General features: G+C 66.9%; 15 protein-coding genes. 10 read left to right on the top strand and 5 right to left on the bottom strand.

Annotation, left to right across the window (positions count from 1 at the left end; all coding sequences use genetic code 11):
* The first annotated feature begins 37 nt into the window (after positions 1-37).
* The gene (dprA, locus tag PSEST_RS00130) at positions 38-1,135 is read left to right on the top strand and encodes a DNA-processing protein DprA (protein WP_015275052.1); all 1,098 of its coding nucleotides are present in this window, start codon (positions 38-40) and stop codon (positions 1,133-1,135) included.
* A gap of 155 nt (positions 1,136-1,290) precedes the next feature.
* Entirely contained in the window at positions 1,291-1,848 is a 558-nt protein-coding gene (locus PSEST_RS00135; protein ID WP_015275053.1) for an L-threonylcarbamoyladenylate synthase, read from the top strand.
* A gap of 52 nt (positions 1,849-1,900) precedes the next feature.
* Here PSEST_RS00135 and PSEST_RS00140 read toward each other — a convergent pair whose 3' ends face one another.
* Positions 1,901-2,878 (bottom strand): NADPH:quinone reductase, encoded by a 978-nt coding sequence (locus tag PSEST_RS00140; RefSeq protein WP_015275054.1) that lies wholly within the window; start codon positions 2,876-2,878, stop codon positions 1,901-1,903.
* A 152-nt stretch (positions 2,879-3,030) separates the two neighbouring features.
* On the opposite strand from PSEST_RS00140, the gene hemF reads away from it, so the two are divergent.
* Complete coding sequence (gene hemF / locus PSEST_RS00145; RefSeq protein ID WP_015275055.1) at positions 3,031-3,948, top strand: oxygen-dependent coproporphyrinogen oxidase; 918 nt, start codon at positions 3,031-3,033, stop codon at positions 3,946-3,948.
* 43 nt (positions 3,949-3,991) lie between these two features.
* Positions 3,992-4,804 (top strand): shikimate dehydrogenase, encoded by an 813-nt coding sequence (gene aroE / locus PSEST_RS00150; protein ID WP_015275056.1) that lies wholly within the window; start codon positions 3,992-3,994, stop codon positions 4,802-4,804.
* On the opposite strand, the gene PSEST_RS00155 is transcribed toward aroE, so the two are convergent.
* Positions 4,801-5,412 (bottom strand): NAD(P)-dependent oxidoreductase, encoded by a 612-nt coding sequence (locus tag PSEST_RS00155; protein ID WP_015275057.1) that lies wholly within the window; start codon positions 5,410-5,412, stop codon positions 4,801-4,803. The two genes, aroE and PSEST_RS00155, sit on opposite strands and share 4 nt — an antisense overlap.
* Positions 5,413-5,424: 12 nt before the next feature.
* A complete protein-coding gene (locus tag PSEST_RS00160; protein ID WP_015275058.1) occupies positions 5,425-5,733 on the bottom strand; it encodes a DUF883 family protein in 309 nt (102 codons plus the stop codon).
* A gap of 246 nt (positions 5,734-5,979) precedes the next feature.
* Between PSEST_RS00160 and pbpG the strand changes: the two genes are divergently transcribed.
* From pbpG to PSEST_RS00180, 4 genes are all read left to right on the top strand, one after another.
* Positions 5,980-6,918 (top strand): D-alanyl-D-alanine endopeptidase, encoded by a 939-nt coding sequence (gene pbpG / locus PSEST_RS00165; protein WP_015275059.1) that lies wholly within the window; start codon positions 5,980-5,982, stop codon positions 6,916-6,918.
* Positions 6,919-7,067: 149 nt separating this feature from the next.
* Positions 7,068-7,481 carry a DUF2946 family protein gene (locus tag PSEST_RS00170; RefSeq protein ID WP_015275060.1) on the top strand — a complete coding sequence of 138 codons (414 nt, stop codon included), beginning with the start codon at positions 7,068-7,070 and terminating at the stop codon, positions 7,479-7,481.
* 125 nt (positions 7,482-7,606) lie between these two features.
* A complete protein-coding gene (locus PSEST_RS00175) occupies positions 7,607-9,655 on the top strand; it encodes a TonB-dependent receptor (RefSeq protein ID WP_015275061.1) in 2,049 nt (682 codons plus the stop codon).
* A gap of 5 nt (positions 9,656-9,660) precedes the next feature.
* Positions 9,661-11,187 (top strand): hypothetical protein, encoded by a 1,527-nt coding sequence (locus tag PSEST_RS00180; RefSeq protein ID WP_015275062.1) that lies wholly within the window; start codon positions 9,661-9,663, stop codon positions 11,185-11,187.
* On the opposite strand, the gene PSEST_RS00185 is transcribed toward PSEST_RS00180, so the two are convergent.
* Positions 11,166-12,869, bottom strand: a complete 1,704-nt coding sequence (locus PSEST_RS00185) for an alpha/beta hydrolase (RefSeq protein WP_015275063.1) — start codon at positions 12,867-12,869, stop codon at positions 11,166-11,168. The two genes, PSEST_RS00180 and PSEST_RS00185, sit on opposite strands and share 22 nt — an antisense overlap.
* 183 nt (positions 12,870-13,052) lie before the next feature.
* Here PSEST_RS00185 and treS point away from each other — a divergent pair, with 183 nt between their 5' ends.
* The gene (treS, locus tag PSEST_RS00190; RefSeq protein ID WP_015275064.1) at positions 13,053-15,122 is read left to right on the top strand and encodes a maltose alpha-D-glucosyltransferase; all 2,070 of its coding nucleotides are present in this window, start codon (positions 13,053-13,055) and stop codon (positions 15,120-15,122) included.
* 79 nt (positions 15,123-15,201) lie between these two features.
* On the top strand, positions 15,202-15,822 hold the full coding sequence (locus PSEST_RS00195) for a DUF4157 domain-containing protein (protein ID WP_015275065.1): 621 nt from the start codon (positions 15,202-15,204) through the stop codon (positions 15,820-15,822).
* A 16-nt stretch (positions 15,823-15,838) separates the two neighbouring features.
* Here PSEST_RS00195 and pgm read toward each other — a convergent pair whose 3' ends face one another.
* Positions 15,839-17,503 carry a phosphoglucomutase (alpha-D-glucose-1,6-bisphosphate-dependent) gene (pgm, locus tag PSEST_RS00200; RefSeq protein WP_015275066.1) on the bottom strand — a complete coding sequence of 555 codons (1,665 nt, stop codon included), beginning with the start codon at positions 17,501-17,503 and terminating at the stop codon, positions 15,839-15,841.
* Positions 17,504-17,692: the final 189 nt, after the last annotated feature.

A 17,692-nucleotide genomic window follows, 5' to 3' on the forward strand; every position in this document is an offset into this window, starting at 1 on the left:
CAAGGATGCGGTGTAATGAGACAAGGAGTACTCGCCCATGCCTGCCATTTCCCCTGCCGAGCTCGAAGCCCGGCTGCGTCTGCATCTGCTGCCCGAACTCGGACCGCGTCGCCTGCGCAAGCTGGTCAGTGCGTTTCCCGATGCCGCTTCGGCGCTGAGTGCGCCAGCCAGTGCCTGGCGCTCGCTGGGGTTGCCCGCCAGTTGTGCCGAGCCGCGGCGCAGTGCCGAAATCCGTGAACGTGCCAGCGCCGCCCTCGCCTGGCTGGAGCAGCCGGAGCGGCATCTGCTCTGCTGGGACGACCCCAACTACCCTGCTCTGCTCGCCGAACTGCCTGATGCGCCGCCGCTGCTGTTCATTGCCGGCGACCCGTCACTGCTCGAGCGACCGCAGCTGGCGATGGTCGGCAGCCGCCGCGCTTCACGCAATGGCCTGGACAACGCCAGGGCCTTCTCCCGCAGCCTGGCCGGAGCAGGTTTCATCATCACCAGTGGACTGGCCCTGGGCATCGACGGCGCGGCTCATCAGGGCGCGCTGGACGCCGGTGGCAAGACCATCGCGGTGCTCGGCACCGGGATCGAGCGGCTGTATCCGCAGCGCCACGTCGCACTCGCGCGGCAGATCGTCGAAGGCGGCGGTGCGCTGGTGTCCGAACTGCCGCTGGACTGCCCGCCGCAGGCGAGTAATTTCCCGCGACGCAATCGGATCATCAGCGGCCTGTCGCTGGGCGTGCTGGTGGTCGAGGCGAGTCCGTCCAGCGGCTCGCTGATCACCGCGCGCCTGGCCGCCGAGCAGGGTCGCGAGGTGTATGCGATTCCCGGTTCAATCCATCATCCCGGCGCCCGTGGCTGTCATCAGCTGATTCGCCAGGGCGCGGCGCTGGTGGAATCGGTCGAGGATGTGCTCGAAGCGCTGCGTGGCTGGCAGTGCGTTGCTCCGGCGGCTGGCGAAACACGAACGCAGACCCGGCCGGACAACCCGCTGCTGCGCGAGCTGCTGGCCGCTCCGCGGAGCAGCGAAGCACTGGCCGTGGCGCTCGATCAGCCGCTGGGGCAGGTGCTGGCGCAGCTGACCGAACTGGAAGTTGACGGGCTGGTGGCCAGTGACAACGGCCTGTGGGTGGTGATCTCCCGCTAGATGGAGCTGCCAGCCTGCGGTGCGTGCCTGCCAATCCAGGCCCCGCGGTTTGCGGGGGTCTGTTGCAGCTTGTTGCGAATCAGTATGAGGCCCCTCTGCTCGGCAACAGGCGCCTTGGGTAAACTGCCGCTTTTTTCATCCAGGCAGAGGTCGGCATGATCGGCGATTGGCGTGTGCAGCAGGTAGCGCGGGTAGTCCGGGCCGGCGGAGTGATCGCCTACCCGACCGAAGCGGTCTGGGGAGTTGGCTGTGACCCTTGGGACGAAGACGCGGTGCTGCGACTGCTGGCGCTCAAGGAGCGGCCGGTGGAGAAGGGCCTGATCCTCATTGCCGACAGCATCGAGCAGTTCGATTTCCTCTTGGAGGATCTGCCCGAGCGCTGGCTCGATCGTCTGGCCGGCACCTGGCCGGGGCCGAACACCTGGCTGGTGCCGCATCGCGGCCGGCTGCCGGAGTGGATCACCGGGCGGCACGACAGCGTTGCGCTGCGGGTAACCGATCACCCGCTGGTCAAACGTCTCTGCGCGCTGACCGGGCCGCTGGTATCGACCTCCGCCAACCCTGCCGGCCGTCCCGCAGCGCGCTCGCGGCTGCGGGTGGAGCAGTATTTCCCACGGCAGCTCGACGCGGTGCTCAACGGCCCGCTGGGTGGACGACGCAACCCCAGCGTCATTCGCGATCTGCGCACGGGCGAGGTGATTCGCCCGGCCTGAGCCAGCGCGTCGACGGCTGCGCGGCTGCCTGTAGCGGCGGCCGCCGTCGTGTTCAGGGCAGCAAAATGGTCGATCCGGTGGTTTCCCCTGCCGCCAGCCTGCGCTGGGCTTCGGCCGCTTCGCTGAGCGAATAGCGCTGGCCGATCTCGACCTCGATCTTGCCGCTGCCGATCATCTCGAACAGTTCGTCGGCCATGGCCTGCAAGCGCTCCGGCGTATCGGCGTAGCCAGCCAGAATCGGTCGAGTGACGAACAAAGAGCCCTTCTGCGCCAGCACACCCAGGTTCACCCCGGTGACGGCACCGGAGGCGTTGCCGAAGCTCACCAGCAGGCCGCGCGGGGCAACGCAATCGAGGGAAACCTCCCAGCTGTTCTTGCCCACCGAGTCGTAGACCACCGGGCATTTTTTGCCTTCGGTCAGCTCCAGCACACGCTGCACTACATCTTCACCGGTGCGATCGATGGTAGCCCAGGCGCCCAGGGCCTTGGCCCGCTCGGCTTTGTCCGCGGAACCGACCACGCCGATCAATTGCGCGCCCAGTGCGCGCGCCCACTGACAGGCGATGGAGCCGACGCCGCCGGCCGCGGCATGGAACAGCACGGTTTCGCCGGCCTGCAATGAATGGACCTGGCGCAGCAGATATTGGCAGGTCAGGCCCTTGAGCATCACCGCGGCAGCCTGCTCGAAGCTGATCGAATCCGGGAGTTTGACCAGATGCCGCGCCGGTAGCGTGTGGTGTTCGCCGTAGGCGCCGAGCGGCCCGGTGGCGTAGGCGACGCGGTCACCCGGTTGCAGATGGTCGACGCCCTCGCCCACCGCATCGACCACACCGGCACCCTCGGTGCCCAGCCCGGATGGCAGGCTCGGCGGCTGGTACAGACCGCTGCGGAAATAGGTGTCGATGAAGTTCAGACCGATGGCGTGATTGCGCACGCGCGCTTCGCCTGCAGCCGGCGCGCTGAGCGGTGCATCGACCTGTTCCAGGACTTCGGGACCGCCGTGCTGGCTGAATTGGATGCGCTGGGACATGTCTGGCTCCTGGTCGTTTGAAAGAGCGCCTATCCAACCCGCCGGGGCTGCGTTCGTCAATCGGCTGAATGCTATGCTTGCCGGCCGACCCCGTTTCAAGCACCGCTCAGCCGCGTCTTAGGGCTGCGTGCGGTCATTCGCAAGGTGATTTCGTGAACCACAGGACCGAAGCCGTCAAAGCCTATCTGCTCGATCTGCAGGACCGCATCTGCGCTGCGCTGGAGGCCGAAGATGGCGGCGCGCGCTTTGCCGAGGACGCCTGGACGCGGCCCGGTGGCGGCGGTGGCCGGACCCGGGTGATCGAGAACGGCGCGCTGATCGAGAAGGGCGGCGTGAACTTCTCCCACGTGCATGGCGACAGCCTGCCGCCGTCAGCCAGCGCCCATCGTCCGGAGTTGGCCGGGCGCGGTTTCGAGGCCCTCGGCGTGTCGTTGGTGATCCACCCGCACAACCCCTACGTGCCCACGTCCCATGCCAACGTGCGCTTCTTCATCGCCGAGAAGGAAGGCGAGGAACCGGTCTGGTGGTTCGGTGGCGGCTTCGACCTGACGCCTTACTACGGCGCCGAGGAAGACTGCGTGCACTGGCACCGGGTCGCGCGAAATGCCTGCGCGCCGTTCGGTGCCGAGGTCTACCCACGTTACAAGGAGTGGTGCGATCGCTATTTCCATATCAAGCATCGCCACGAACCGCGCGGCGTAGGCGGCCTGTTCTTCGACGACCTGAACCAGTGGGACTTCGACACCAGTTTCGCCTTCATGCGTGCGGTCGGCGATGCCTATCTCGACGCCTACCTGCCCATCGTCCAGCGGCGCAAGGCCACGCCATTCGGCGAGCGCGAGCGGCAGTTCCAGCTGCTGCGCCGCGGCCGCTACGTCGAATACAACCTGGTCTATGACCGCGGCACGCTGTTTGGCCTGCAATCAGGCGGGCGTACCGAATCCATCCTGATGTCGCTGCCGCCACAAGTGGCCTGGGGCTATGACAAGCATCCCGAGCCCGGTACGCCGGAAGCGCGGCTGACCGAATACTTCCTGCAGGACCGCGACTGGCTCGCCGAACAGCCCTGACCTTCGACGGCTTCTGCATCCCACATTGCGCAAGGATTCACCCATGGACCGCTACGGCGTCTTCGGCAACCCCATCGGCCACAGCAAATCACCGCAGATTCACGCCCTGTTCGCCGCGCAGACCGGCCAGGTGTTGCGTTATGAAGCCTTGCTGGCGCCACTGGATGATTTTGTCGGGTTCGCCCGGGCGTTTTTCCAGGATGGGCTTGGCGCCAATGTCACCGTGCCGTTCAAGGAGCAGGCCTACCGGATGACTGATCAGCTCACCGAGCGTGCTCGGCGTGCCGGTGCGGTGAACACGCTGAAGAAGCTCGAAGACGGCCATCTGCTCGGTGACAACACCGACGGCGCCGGGCTGGTGAGCGATCTGTTGCACGCCGGTGTGGCGCTGCGTGGCCGGCGTATCCTGCTGCTGGGCGCCGGCGGTGCGGTGCGCGGCGCACTCGAGCCATTGCTGGCGCAGCGGCCCGCCGCGCTGATCATCGCCAACCGCACCGTGAGCAAGGCCGAACAGCTGGCACAGGAATTTGCCGAGCTCGGTCCGCTGTCGGCCAGCACCTTCACCGATCTTGCCGAACCGGTCGACCTGATCATCAATGGCACCTCGGCCAGCCTCGGCGGCGAATTGCCTCCGCTGGCCGACAGCCTGATCCAGCCAGGCCATACCTTCTGCTACGACATGATGTACGCGGCCAAGCCCACGGCGTTCTGCCAATGGGCGGCAGCATTGGGTGCGGATACCCGTGACGGGCTCGGCATGCTGGTGGAGCAGGCTGCGGAGGCGTTCGAACTCTGGCGTGGCGTGCGTCCGGATACCGCGCCGGTGCTGGCCGAACTGCGTCGGCAGCTTAGCTAGCCGCTGAAGTGGATGCGCTGATGGATGTGCTGGGGATTTTCCAGTTCGTCGACGATGCCGGCGGCAATACGCTGCAATTCCCGATAGGGATTGGCGTCGCCCTTGCCCGCCGCTTCGGCCAGCGTCTCGATGGTCAGCTGATTGCCGGCTGATGGCGCATCCACCAGCGTCCAGCGCAGCGGATGCTTGGCCAGTCGCTGCAGCGCCGCCTCGACCTCCGGCTGCAATTCGATCGCCGGGTAGTCGGCAACCAGCAACAGGCGCTCGACCCTGGCGCGTTCCAGCCCGAGCAACAGCGCCTCGACCGCCTGATAGAAATCACGCTGGGGTGACTCGCCAGTGATTCTGCCCGGACCAGGCAGACGCGGCGTCTGGAACAGGCAGATCACCGCATCCATCCCGGCCACGCTCTCGCTTACGCTCATCGCATCGAACGGATCGCCCGGTTTGGTCCGCAGGCCAGGCCGGGCGGAAATCGAGTTGAGGTCGTCAAGCAATGCCACGGCCTCGTGCTGGCGGCTGAGCAGCTCCACCAGCAGCGCACTGCCAAGGTCGTCGTGCGCACCGTAGAGGGCGAACTTCAACCGCGGCGTTTCGGCATTGAGCATGACGACTGCCGATCAGCGACGGCTGATCAGGTAGCCGATCACGGCAAAGGCGCCTGCGGCCAGAGCCAGGGTGCCCAGCGGGTGCTCCTTGGCGCAGTCACGCGCAGCGCGGCTGGCCTCGCGGGTACGCTTGGACAGGTCGGCGTAGTGCTCGTCCCAATCCTGATCGTGCCAGAGTGATTCGGCACGCGAGCGCAGGGCGCTGAGGCGCTTGCGTGAATCGCGGGCGGCGTCGTGCTTCAGTTCATCGAGCGCGCGCATCAGGCTGTCGATCTCGTGCTGGACTTCTTCGCGGGTGGTGGACTTGCTGAAACGGGACATGGCGGGACCTCCCCTCGGTAAGTGTCAGTGTTTGACTCCAAAAAGGCCGAGAGGTGCAGCCGATCGCGGACTGCCGTGTGGTGATACACATCAGCATGTGTCCGCCGTGCCGGCAGCAAGCGGGCTGCTTCCGACGAACCGTTCATCGGGAACAGGCGGGCCGTCTGGCGATTCCCTATACTGGCGTAACGTCTACCACGTCGCATTCAGCGCATTTCGCCCTTTCATCGCGGGGAAAAACCTATCGTGAACTTTCGTCGTACCCTGGCCAGTCTGTTCGTCGTTTGCCTGGCCTCGTTGCCGGTTCTTCATGCCCAGGCCGCCAAGCCGGCCGTTCAGGAGCTCGCTTCCGGCAGTGCGCTGCTGGTCGACCTGAATACCAATGAAGTGCTGTATTCCAGCAATCCCGACATGGTGGTGCCGATCGCCTCGGTGACCAAGCTGATGACGGCGATAGTGGCGCTGGATGCCAAGCTGCCACTGGACCAGGTGCTGCCGGTGACCATCCGCGACGCCAAGGAAATGCAGGGCGTGTTCTCCCGCGTGCGCATCGGCAGCGAAATCAGCCGCCGCGAGCTGCTGCTGCTGACCCTGATGTCTTCGGAGAACCGCGCCGCGGCGAGCCTCGCCCACCACTATCCGGGCGGTTACTCGGCGTTCATCCAGGCGATGAACGCCAAGGCGCGCGCGCTGGGCATGAGCCGCACGTACTACGTCGAGCCGACTGGCCTATCCGAGCGCAACGTCTCCAGCGCCAATGACCTGGTCAAGCTGATCCGCGCCAGCCGCCAGTACCCGCTGATCCAGCAGTTCAGTACCACCGACGAGAAGACCGTCGCCTTCCGCAAGCCCAACTACACCCTCGGCTTTCGCAACACCAACGCCCTGGTGCGCAAGAACAACTGGGACATCCAGTTGAGCAAGACCGGCTTCACCAATGCCGCCGGCCATTGCCTGGTGATGAGCACTACCATGAAGCAACGGCCGGTGGCCTTCGTGGTGCTCGATGCGTTTGGCAAGTACACCCATATGGCCGACGCCAACCGCCTGAAAAAGTGGCTGGAAACCGGCACGGTGACGCCGGTGCCGGCCGCGGCGCTGGCCTACAAGCAGCAGAAGCAGGCCCAGCGCCAGCTGGCCGGCCAGCCTGCCGACGCGGCGCAGGCGCTGCTCGACGCTCGCTGAGGGGTTGGTTCGCTGCGTGGCGATGACTTCGCGCAGCGAGCCTGACCAGCAGGCCTATCGGCGGATATTCTTGAGTTTGCGCAACTCTTTTTGCTGAGAGTCGTTCCTATCATGAACGCCATTCGCACCTGCGCCTGATCGGATCGCCGATGACACGCCGCCGCCTTCCTGCCTGGCTCGCCAGCCTGGCCCTGCTGATCCATCTGCTGAGCATGCCGCTGTCGGGTCTGTTGCCGACCGATGCCAAGCGGCTGCTTGGCTGGAGCGGACATTGCACGCTGATGCAGGCGCAGGCGCAGGCGCAGGCGCAGGCGCAGCAGCACTCGCACGCGCTGCACGAGTCGACGGCCCATGGCGAGCATGAGCCGAGCGCCCATGGCGGGATGCCGCCTTGTTGCTGTTGCGCCGGTTCGGTGGGGCTGGCGGCGCTGCCCGGAGCATCGCCGCAACTGCCGCAACAAACCGCCGGGCACTTGACCCGGGTCGCCGAAGCAGGCGCCCATCGGCCGTCGCCACGGCAACAATGGCCAGCCCTCAACCCGCGCGCCTCACCCCTCGCCTGACGCCGCTGGCGTCACTCCTCGTTGCTACTTCTGAACTGACCTGCACCCGCCAATGGCCGGCGTGCGGGCATCTGTCGCCGGCTATTCGCCGTGCGGCCCTGTCTGTTGCACAAGGAAAATGCGAGATGCTCGATCATCCTGCGCACCTGTCGCGGCGCTCTGCGCTGCCTCGTCTTGTTATCGCGGCCCTGGCCGCTGCCTATCTGCCGGCAAGTCTTGCCGATACCGCCGCCTCCGCGCTGTCGCTGGGCAGCAGCACCGTCACTGCGAGCCAGTCGGGTGGCGGCCTGCCGACCAGCAGCGTGATCAGCTCGGTCGATCTGCTCGGCGGCGACATCCTCGAACAACAGCCGGTGCTCTACAGCTGGGAGCTGTTTCGTCGCGCGCCGGGGGTGATGCTCACCGAATTCGGCCAGGGCACCAGCTCCGGCAAGCTGTCCTTCCGCGGCTTCAATGGCGAGGGCGAGGTCAACGCGGTCAAGCTGCTGATCGACGGCATCCCGAGCAACAGCAACGACGGCAACATGCCCTATCTGGACATGCTGTTCCCGCTGGAGATCGACGGTATCGAGGTGGTGCGCGGCACCAACGACCCGCGCTACGGCCTGTACAACATCGCCGGCAACGTCGCCGTGCAGTCTCGTATCGGCGGTGACTACGGCAAGGCGCGGCTCCGCTACGGCAGCTACGACACCCAGGAGCTGCAGCTGGCCAAGGGCATCGAAAGCGGCAACTGGACGCAGAACTACTTCATCGGCCAGCAGAAGAGCGATGGCTATCGCGACCATGCCGGCAGCGAACGCACCAGCCTGTCCGGCAAATGGTTCTACACGCCGGATGCCGGTAATTGGCGCCTCGGCCTGATTGCCCGGCATTACGAGGCCGAGGCCGACGAGCCGGGTTACCTGTCGCGTGAGGATGCCCGCCACTCGCCACGCCAGTCTTACGCGCTGTCGGCCAGCGACATGGGCGAGCGACGCATGAACCAGCTCAGCTTGCATCTGGACAGCCCGCTGGCCAGCGATCTCAGCTGGGCGACCAAGGTCTGGCTCAACACCCTGGACGACGACCGCTGGGTGCGTTTCTCGCAATCGGCGCCACAGCAGCGGCGTACCAGCGAGGAGAAGCACTACGGCGCACGCACCTCGCTGACCTATCGCCCGGACGTGTCCTGGCTGTACGACCTGGCTCTCGAAGGCGGGCTGGACACCGAACAGCAGCGCAACCGCAGCGAGCGCTACACCACCGTCGAGCGCCAGGTCGTGACTCAGACCCGCGACCAGCGCTTCGACTACGACAGCTACGGCGCCTACCTGCAGGCGGTGATCCAGCCGGTCGAGTCGCTGAAGATCATCCCGGCGTTTCGCGTCGACCGCATCCGCGGCGACTTCACCGATGAGCTGAGTGGCAACGATTACGCGATCAACGACTACGGCAGCATCGAGCAGCCGAAGATCAGCCTGATCTACACGCCTATCGAGCAGCTGAGCCTCTACGGCAACTGGGGCCGGACCTTCCAGATCGGTACCGGCGCGGCCGCCTACAAGGTGCCGCCGCGCACCAGCGACCTCTCGCCGTCGATCAACGATGGTTGGGAAACCGGCATCAAGTTCAGCCCGGCGCACTGGATCGATGGGCGCATCGCCTACTGGGAGCAGGTGGCCACCGACGAGGTGCGGCGCCGGCTCAACGACCCCAGCGGCGAATCGGAAAACCTCGGCCAGACTCGCCGCTGGGGCTACGACGCCCAGCTCAACCTCTACCCCGCCAGCGATCTGAATCTCTGGCTGGCGCACTCCTGGCAGTTCTCCGAAATCGAGAAGGCCGACCCGAGCCTGCCGGCCAGCCAGGGCCAGCAGATCGATCACGTGCCGCAGCGACTGTACTCGGCCGGCAGCACCTATCAGGCAACGCCGGACCTGCAGCTCAGCGCCTGGCTCAACGGCCAGACCGACTACTACCTCGAACGCGAGAACACCCAGGGCAAATACGGCGGCTACGTGCTGTTCAACCTGGGCGCCAGCTACCAGCTGACCGAGCAGCTGGCCGTCGACCTGCAGCTGAAGAACCTCACCGACCGCTACTACGAGTACGTCTGGTACGACGGTGTCCAGTCGCTGCATGCGCCGGGCGATGGCCGCGCGCTGTATGCCGCCGTGACCCTGGACTTCTGAGCCGCATGAAGCGCTATCTGTACCTCGCGCACCGCTGGCTGGGCATCGGACTGGGCCTGTTCGTTCTGCTCTGGATCGTCAGCGGCGTGGTGATGCTCTTCGTCGCTTATCCCAAGCTGACGCCGGAGGAGCACCTGTCACGCCTGCAGCCGCTGAGTGTCGATTGCTGCATCGCACCGGGCGCAGCGCTTGCCGCCAGCAAGGTCCCGCGCACGCCGCTCAGCCTGCGCCTGACCGGCGCCGGTGGCTCGCCGCGCTATCTGCTGGACTACGGCGACGGCCCGCTGTTGGCGGTCGATGCGCGTAGCGGCAAGCGCATCGAGCACATCGGCGCTGCCGAGGCGCTGGCCAGTGCGCGGCAGTTTGCGGACGGTGCCGAGGTGCGCTTGCTCGATCGGGTCGAGGAAGATGCCTGGACGCGCAACCACGCCCTGGCCCGCGAGCGACCGCTGTATCGGGTGCAGGCGGACGATGCCGAAGGTCGGCTGCTGTACGTCTCCAGCCACAGCGGGCTGGTGGTGCGCGACGCCACCGCCCACGAGCGCGCCTGGAACCTGCTCGGCGCCTGGCTGCACTGGCTCTACCCGTTGCGCGAGGTCATGCCGAAGACGCTCTGGTCGGTGGCGCTGGTCTACGGTGCGCTGCTTGCCGCGGTGCTGGTTCTGCTGGGCATGCTGATCGGGCTAATGCGCTGGCGCTTCGCCGGTCGCTACCGCAACGGCTCGCACTCGCCCTACCCGGTCGGCGCCGGCCGCCTGCACCACGTCGGCGGCCTGCTGATCGGCGTGGTGCTGCTGGTCTGGCTGGGCAGCGGCATGCTGTCGATGGAGCCCTGGGGGCTGTTCGAGAAACGTTCGACCATCGATGCCGCCGCGCTGCGGCAAGCGCCGCTGCTAAATGCCGAGGCGCTGGATACGGATCTGGCCGCTGCACTGGCTCGATTGCGCCAGGCTGGTATCGAACCGGTGGAGCTGCAGTGGCACGTGCTCGGCGATCAGCCCTATCTGCTCGGTATCGATGCCGGGGGTGAAACACGCATTCTGCCCGCCACCCATTCCGAGCCGGCACAGGAACGCCTTGAGCGCGCCCTGCTGGAGCGCGAGGTCCGCCAGGCCTGGCCCGAACAGCAGCTGCGCTTCGAATGGCTGGAACGGGAAGACTTCCACTACTACGCCCGTAGCGAACCGAGCCTCTACAGCCATCTGCCGCGACGCTTGCCGCTGCTGCGGGTGCGTTTCGACGATCCGGCGGCGACCTGGCTGCATCTCGATCCGTACAGCGGCACCGTCATCGAACAACTCGACCAGCGCCGGCGTGCGGTGCGCTGGGTGTTCAAGCTGCTGCACAGCTGGGACTGGCTGCCCTTGCTGCAACGTCCGCTGCTGCGTGACGGCCTGCTGCTGGCATTCAGCGCCGGCATGCTGCTGATCGCCATCAGCGGCGTGCTGTTGGGCTGGCGGCGGCTGCGCGGTCGACCACGGCGAGCCCGGGAGAGGACAGCACGCGCCGCTCAGCCGCCACGGTTGCCGTAGGCGGCTTCCTCGCTGTCCTCCTCACTGGCGCGGGCCAGTTCGTGGGCCAGATGCTGCTTCAGACGCTGCAGCGCGGCGTCGCTCCAGCCTGCCGGGGCGCTGACGATCCGCCAGGCATCGACGTAGTCGGCCGGTGCATAGACATGCCCGTAGCCGGGCGGCGTCGGTGTGGTCACCGCCATGTCCACCGCCAGCTGCAGCATGGTCACCAGCGGAAACCAGCGCAGCGACGGCGACACGTCCGGCCCGCGCGGCTCGGCCAGCCAGTCCGGGCGACGCCAGGCGTAGCGATGGTCGAAGAAGGTGATCGGGTCGCTGGCGTACTGCAGATAGAGCAGGCGCATCGGTCCCCAGGGGGCATCGGCGGGCTCCGGTGTGCCCTGCTGGTTCATGAAGCGCACGAAGCGGCCATCACGGAACTGCGGACGCCACTCCGGGCTGCCTTCGTTGCGACTGTCGGTGAGTGAGCGCCACAGATCGCTGCGAAACGGCGGCCCGCTCCACAGCGCGCCATGAATGGGATCGCCGAGCAGCTCGTGCAGCTCCCATGAACGTTGCGAATGCAGGGCACCGAGGCTCAGCCCGTGCAGATACAGGCGCGGCCGGCGCTCCGGCGGCAGCCGCGTCCAGTAGGCGTAGATTTCCGCGAACAGGGCGCGGGCCACGTCGCGGCCGTAATCCGCCTCCACCAGCAACGCCAGCGGGCTATTCAGGTAGGAGTACTGCAACGCCACGCTGGCGATGTCGCCGTGGTGCAGGTACTCCACCGTGTTCATCGCCGCGGGATCGATCCAGCCGGTTCCGGTCGGCGCCACCACCACCAGCACCGAGCGTTCGAAGGCGCCGCTGCGCTGCAATTCACTGAGCGCCAGGCGGGCACGCTGGCGCGGCGTCTCGGCGGCGCGCAGACCGACATAGACGCGGATCGGCTCCAGCGCCGGCTCACCGCTCACCGCCGAAATCTCTGCCGCGGAAGGACCGGAGCCGATAAAGCCGCGACCGGTGCGCCCCAGTTCTTCCCAGCGTAGCGTGGAGGCGGCACTGCCGCTTTTCAGCGGTGAAGCGGGCGGCGCCGTTTCCGGCTCGATCAGCGCATCGTACTGGGCGAACGAGGCATCCAGCGCCCGCAGCGCCTGTGCGACCAGCACGTCGGTGGCCAGCGACCAGAACAGCGCCAGCGCCACCAGCACACCAATGACATTCGCCACCCGGCGCGGCAGGATGCGGTCGGCATGTCGCGAGACGAAACGCGACACCAGCCGATACAGCCGTGCCAGCGTCAGCAGGATGAGAAAGGTCGCCAGCGCGGTGAGGACTACCTCGATCAGATGCGCACTGCTCACCGGCTCCATGCCCATCAGCGCGCGGACGGCGTTCTGCCAGCCGGCAACCTGGCTGAGAAAGAAACCCGCCAGCGGTACGCACACGGCGGCAATCAGCAGATTGACCCGTTCGCGCAAGTGCTCGGGGCGTTCCGGCAGGCCCAGATAGCGCCACAGCCAGCGCCAGAGCACGCCGATGCCGTAGCCGACCGCCAGTGCCGCGCCGGCCAGCACACCCTGGCTCAGCGTCGAGCGCGGCACCAGCGAGGGCTTCAGCGCCGCGCAGAAAAACAGCGTGCCCAGCAGCAGACCGAAGCCGGACAGCGAGCGCCACGCGGACAGCAGAGGGAGACGCAGCATCGATAACTCCATGATTGGTCCGCAGTCGGATGAGCAAAGCTTATCGCCTGGGCCTTTCGAGGCATCGCTGCCGCCACGGTTCCCGTCTGCGCCAGGCTGGCGGCGATCAATTCGATGCAACGATGGCCGAGCGGCCGACTCAAACGACTACATTTCCCTTAGCACAGCGGGAACCGACGTCGAATGAGCACCCCAGACAATAGCTATATCCAGTGGCTGGTCGAGCAGTCCATGTTGCATGCGGCCCGCGAACGCGCGCGCCTCTACGCCGGCCAGGCGCGGCTCTGGCAGCGGCCCTATGCCCAGGCGCGGCCGCGCGATGCCAGTGCCATCGCCTCGGTGTGGTTTACCGCCTACCCCGCCGCCATCATCACCCCCGAGGGCAGCTCGGTGCTCGAAGCGCTGGGTGACGACCGGCTGTGGAGCGCGCTCTCCGAACTGGGTGTGCAAGGCATTCACAACGGCCCGATGAAGCGCTCCGGCGGCCTGCGCGGGCGCGAATTCACGCCGACCATCGACGGCAACTTCGACCGCATCAGCTTCGATATCGACCCGGCCTTGGGCACCGAGGAGCAGATGCTCCAGCTCAGCCGGGTCGCCGCCGCGCACAACGCCATCGTCATCGACGACATCGTCCCGGCGCACACCGGCAAAGGCGCCGATTTCCGCCTCGCCGAGATGGCCTACGGCGACTACCCCGGGCTCTACCACATGGTCGAGATCCGCGAGGAGGACTGGGAGCTGCTGCCCGAGGTCCCGCCGGAGCGCGACGCGGTCAACCTGGAGCCGCCGGTGGTCGACCGGCTGAAGGAAAAGCACTACATCGTCGGCCAGCTGCAGCGGGTGATCTTCTTCGAACCCGGGATCAAGGACACCGATTGGAGCGTCACCGGCGAAATCACCGGGGTCGACGGCAAGGTGAGGCGCTGGGTCTACCTGCACTACTTCAAGGAAGGCCAGCCGTCACTGAACTGGCTCGACCCGACCTTCGCCGCGCAGCAGCTGATCATCGGCGATGCCCTGCACGCCATCGACGTGGCCGGTGCCCGCGTGCTGCGCCTGGATGCCAACGGCTTTCTCGGTGTCGAGCGGCGTGCCGAGGGCACCGCCTGGTCCGAAGGCCATCCGCTGTCGGTCACCGGCAACCAGCTGCTCGCCGGGGCGATCCGCAAGGCCGGCGGTTTCAGTTTCCAGGAACTGAACCTGACCATCGACGATATCGCCGCCATGTCCCACGGCGGCGCCGACCTGTCCTACGACTTCATCACCCGCCCGGCCTACCACCACGCGCTGCTCACCGGCGACACCGAGTTTCTGCGCATGATGCTGCGCGAGGTGCACGCCTTCGGCATCGACCCGGCCTCGCTGATCCATGCGCTGCAGAACCACGACGAGCTGACCCTGGAGCTGGTGCATTTCTGGACCCTGCACGCCTACGACCATTACCACTACAAGGGCCAGACCCTGCCCGGCGGGCATCTGCGCGAGCTGATCCGCGAGGAGCTGTACGAGCGGCTGACCGGCGAGCACGCGCCCTACAACCTCAAGTTCGTCACCAACGGCGTGGCCTGCACCACCGCCAGCGTGATAGCGGCGGCGCTGAACATCCGCGATCTGGACGCCATCGGCCCGGCCGAGGTCCAGCAGATCCAGCGTCTGCATATCTTGCTGGTGATGTTCAATGCCATGCAGCCCGGCGTGTTCGCCCTCTCCGGCTGGGATCTGGTCGGCGCCCTGCCGCTGCCAGCCGAACAGGTCGAGCATCTGATGGGCGACGGCGACACGCGCTGGATCAACCGTGGCGCCTACGACCTCGCCGAGCTTGCACCGGACACCGCCGTGTCCGCCGAAGGCCTGCCGAAAGCCCGCGCGCTGTATGGCAGCCTGGTGCAGCAGCTGCAGGACACCGGCTCCTTCGCCTGCCAGCTCAAGCGCATCCTTAGCGTGCGTCAGGCTTACGATATCGCCGCGAGCAAGCAGATCCTGGTTCCGGACGTGCAGGCGCCGGGCTTGCTGATCATGGTTCACGAACTGCCGGCCGGCAAAGGCGTGCAGATCACCGCGCTGAACTTCAGTGCCGAGACCATCAGCGAAACCGTCTGCCTGCCCGGCGTCGCACCCGGCCCGGTGGTGGACATCATCCACGAGCGGGTGGAAGGCGACCTCACCGAAAACTGCGAGCTGACCTTCAACCTCGACCCCTACGAAGGCCTGGCCCTGCGCGTGGTGAGCGCCGCGTCGCCGGTGATCTGAAGGTCCTCTTCGCGAGCCCCGGGCGCACGGCTATAGTGCGCACCGGCCCGGGGCTCGCCCTCGCCTTCGAGGATTTCGCGTGTCGTTCACCCCGCTTCTTCGCCGTCTTACTCTGTTGCTCGCATGCTTGGCATGGGCCGGCGCTCCGGCTCTGGCGCAGATCGCCTGCCCGCCCGGCCAGCAACCGATCTGCCTGGCTGGCAACTGCCTCTGCGTGCCCGGTTCGGCAAGCGATACCCAGGCCGTGTATGAGCGCGTGCAACGCATGACGGCGCTGGCGCTGCAGAACTGGATCCAGCAGTCGCGCGATCGGCTGGTGGTCGGCGGTGTCGAGCCGATGCCGCTGCATATCCGCTCGCAGCTCGAAGCCTTTTTCGATCTCGCCGTGCTGGAGAGCGCGCACTACCGCGTCGGCGACGAGGTGGCGCTGAATGCCGGCAACACTCTGCTGCGCAACCCGGACGTCAACGCCGTCACCCTGATCGACGTCATCGTCTTCCGCCACGCCAGCGACGCGCAGGACAACGTCGCGCTCTGGGCCCATGAGCTCAAGCACGTCGAACAGTATCTGGATTGGGGCGTCGCCGAGTTCGCCCGGCGCTATACGCTGGATTACCGCGCCGTGGAGCAGCCGGCGTATGCGCTGGAGCTCGAGGTGGAAAAGGCGCTGGGCGAGCCCGCTGGCACGAACTCGCCCTGATTGCGACCGCGGCTGATCAGCCCGCCAGTACCGAATCCACCAGCGCCTTGGCCTCGGCCTGGATGCGCTTGAGGTGCGCTTCGCCTTCGAAGCTCTCGGCGTAGATCTTGTAGACGTCCTCGGTGCCGGATGGCCGTGCGGCGAACCAGCCGTTCGCCGTTTCCACCTTCAGCCCGCCGATGGCCGCGCCGTTGCCCGGTGCCTCGGTGAGGATGCGCGTGATTGGCTGGCCGGCCAGCTCCTTCGCCGAGACCTGCGACGCGGAGAGCTTGCCCAGACGCGCCTTCTGCTCGCGGTTGGCGGCGGCGTCGATGCGCTGGTACACCGGCGCGCCGAAGCGGTCGGTCAGCGCCTGGTAGCGCTCGCTCGGGTCCTTGCCGGTGACCGCGGTGATTTCCGCCGCGAGCAGGCCGAGGATCAGCCCGTCCTTGTCGGTGGACCAGGCGCCGCCCTGCTTGTCGAGGAACGAAGCACCGGCCGATTCCTCGCCGCCGAAGCCCAGGCTGCCGTCCATCAGGCCGTCGACGAACCACTTGAAGCCCACCGGCACTTCCACCAGGCGACGCTCGATGCCGGCGGCGACGCGGTCGATCATCGACGAGGACACCAGCGTCTTGCCGATGCCGGCCTCGGCACTCCAGCCCGGGCGATGGGTGAACAGGTATTCGATGGCCACCGCCAGGTAATGGTTGGGGTTCATCAGCCCGCCGGAGCGGGTGACGATGCCGTGGCGGTCGTGGTCGGTGTCGCAGGCGAAGGCCACGTCGAAGCGGTCCTTGTTCTCGATCAGCCCGGCCATGGCGTGCGGCGAGCTGCAGTCCATGCGGATCTTGCCGTCCCAGTCCAGGCGCATGAAGCGGAAGGTCGGGTCGACCACCGTGGACAGCACCTCCAGCGGCAGGCCGAAGCGCTCAGCGATGCGCGGCCAGTAGTGCACACCGGCGCCGCCCAGCGGGTCGACGGCGAACTTCAGGCCCGAACCGCGGATGGCGTCGAGGTCGATCACCCGCTCCAGCCCGCCAACATAGGCGTCGATGAAATCGAAGCGCTGGGTGGTCGTCGCCTTCAGCGCCTGGCGGTAGTCCATGCGCTTGACGCCCTCGAGCCCGGCGACCAGCAGCGCGTTGGCGCGCTCCTGAATCCACTTGGTCACGCCGGTATCGGCCGGGCCGCCATTGGTGGGGTTGTACTTGAAGCCGCCATCGCCCGGCGGGTTGTGCGACGGCGTGATGACGATGCCATCGGCCAGCCCGCTGGTGCGGCCGCGGTTGTAGCTGAGGATCGCGTTGGAGATCGCCGGGGTTGGCGTGTAGCCCGGCTCGCCGCCGGTTTCTGCGCAACCGGCGTCGATGCGCGTCTCGATGCCGTTGGCCGCCAGCACTTCCAGCGCCGAGATGAATGCCGGTTCGGACAGCGCATGGGTATCCATGCCCATGAACAGCGGGCCGTCGATGCCTTCCTGGCGGCGGTAATCGCAGATCGCCTGGGTGGTGGCGAGGATGTGCCACTCGTTGAAGCTGCCCTTGAGCGAGGAGCCGCGGTGCCCGGAGGTGCCGAACGCCACCTGCTGCGCCGGGTCGGACGGGTCCGGCCGGTCGCTGTAGTAGCGCGCCACCAGGCGCGGCAGGTGGGTCAGGGTGTGCGGGTCGGGCAGGCGTCCTGCGTTGGCGGCGATACTCATCGGTCAATCCTGTGCGAAAAGGCGGTACGCCGGCCCTGGCGGGCGCAGCGCGAAGCGAATGAAACGCCAGTTGGCGCCATTTATCCAGAGCTAAGACCGCACCAGCGGCGGCGGTTCCATGCGCGGCGTTATCCAGCCTGCGACGTTTTGGCCAAGCGCGCTCGTCGCCCCGCCGGAACCTCCTCTGCG

Origin of the sequence: Stutzerimonas stutzeri RCH2 (genome assembly GCF_000327065.1) — a bacterium.
GTDB classification, from domain to species: domain Bacteria; phylum Pseudomonadota; class Gammaproteobacteria; order Pseudomonadales; family Pseudomonadaceae; genus Stutzerimonas; species Stutzerimonas stutzeri_AE.

Coding starts and splice junctions, on each gene's coding strand:
- dprA (WP_015275052.1), top strand. CDS start 38: ATGCCTGCCATTTCCCCTGCCGAGCTCGAAGCCCGGCTGCGTCTGCAT.
- PSEST_RS00135 (WP_015275053.1), top strand. CDS start 1,291: ATGATCGGCGATTGGCGTGTGCAGCAGGTAGCGCGGGTAGTCCGGGCC.
- PSEST_RS00140 (WP_015275054.1), bottom strand. CDS start 2,878: ATGTCCCAGCGCATCCAATTCAGCCAGCACGGCGGTCCCGAAGTCCTG.
- aroE (WP_015275056.1), top strand. CDS start 3,992: ATGGACCGCTACGGCGTCTTCGGCAACCCCATCGGCCACAGCAAATCA.
- PSEST_RS00155 (WP_015275057.1), bottom strand. CDS start 5,412: ATGCTCAATGCCGAAACGCCGCGGTTGAAGTTCGCCCTCTACGGTGCG.
- PSEST_RS00160 (WP_015275058.1), bottom strand. CDS start 5,733: ATGTCCCGTTTCAGCAAGTCCACCACCCGCGAAGAAGTCCAGCACGAG.
- PSEST_RS00170 (WP_015275060.1), top strand. CDS start 7,068: ATGACACGCCGCCGCCTTCCTGCCTGGCTCGCCAGCCTGGCCCTGCTG.
- PSEST_RS00175 (WP_015275061.1), top strand. CDS start 7,607: ATGCTCGATCATCCTGCGCACCTGTCGCGGCGCTCTGCGCTGCCTCGT.
- PSEST_RS00180 (WP_015275062.1), top strand. CDS start 9,661: ATGAAGCGCTATCTGTACCTCGCGCACCGCTGGCTGGGCATCGGACTG.
- PSEST_RS00185 (WP_015275063.1), bottom strand. CDS start 12,869: ATGCTGCGTCTCCCTCTGCTGTCCGCGTGGCGCTCGCTGTCCGGCTTC.
- treS (WP_015275064.1), top strand. CDS start 13,053: ATGAGCACCCCAGACAATAGCTATATCCAGTGGCTGGTCGAGCAGTCC.
- pgm (WP_015275066.1), bottom strand. CDS start 17,503: ATGAGTATCGCCGCCAACGCAGGACGCCTGCCCGACCCGCACACCCTG.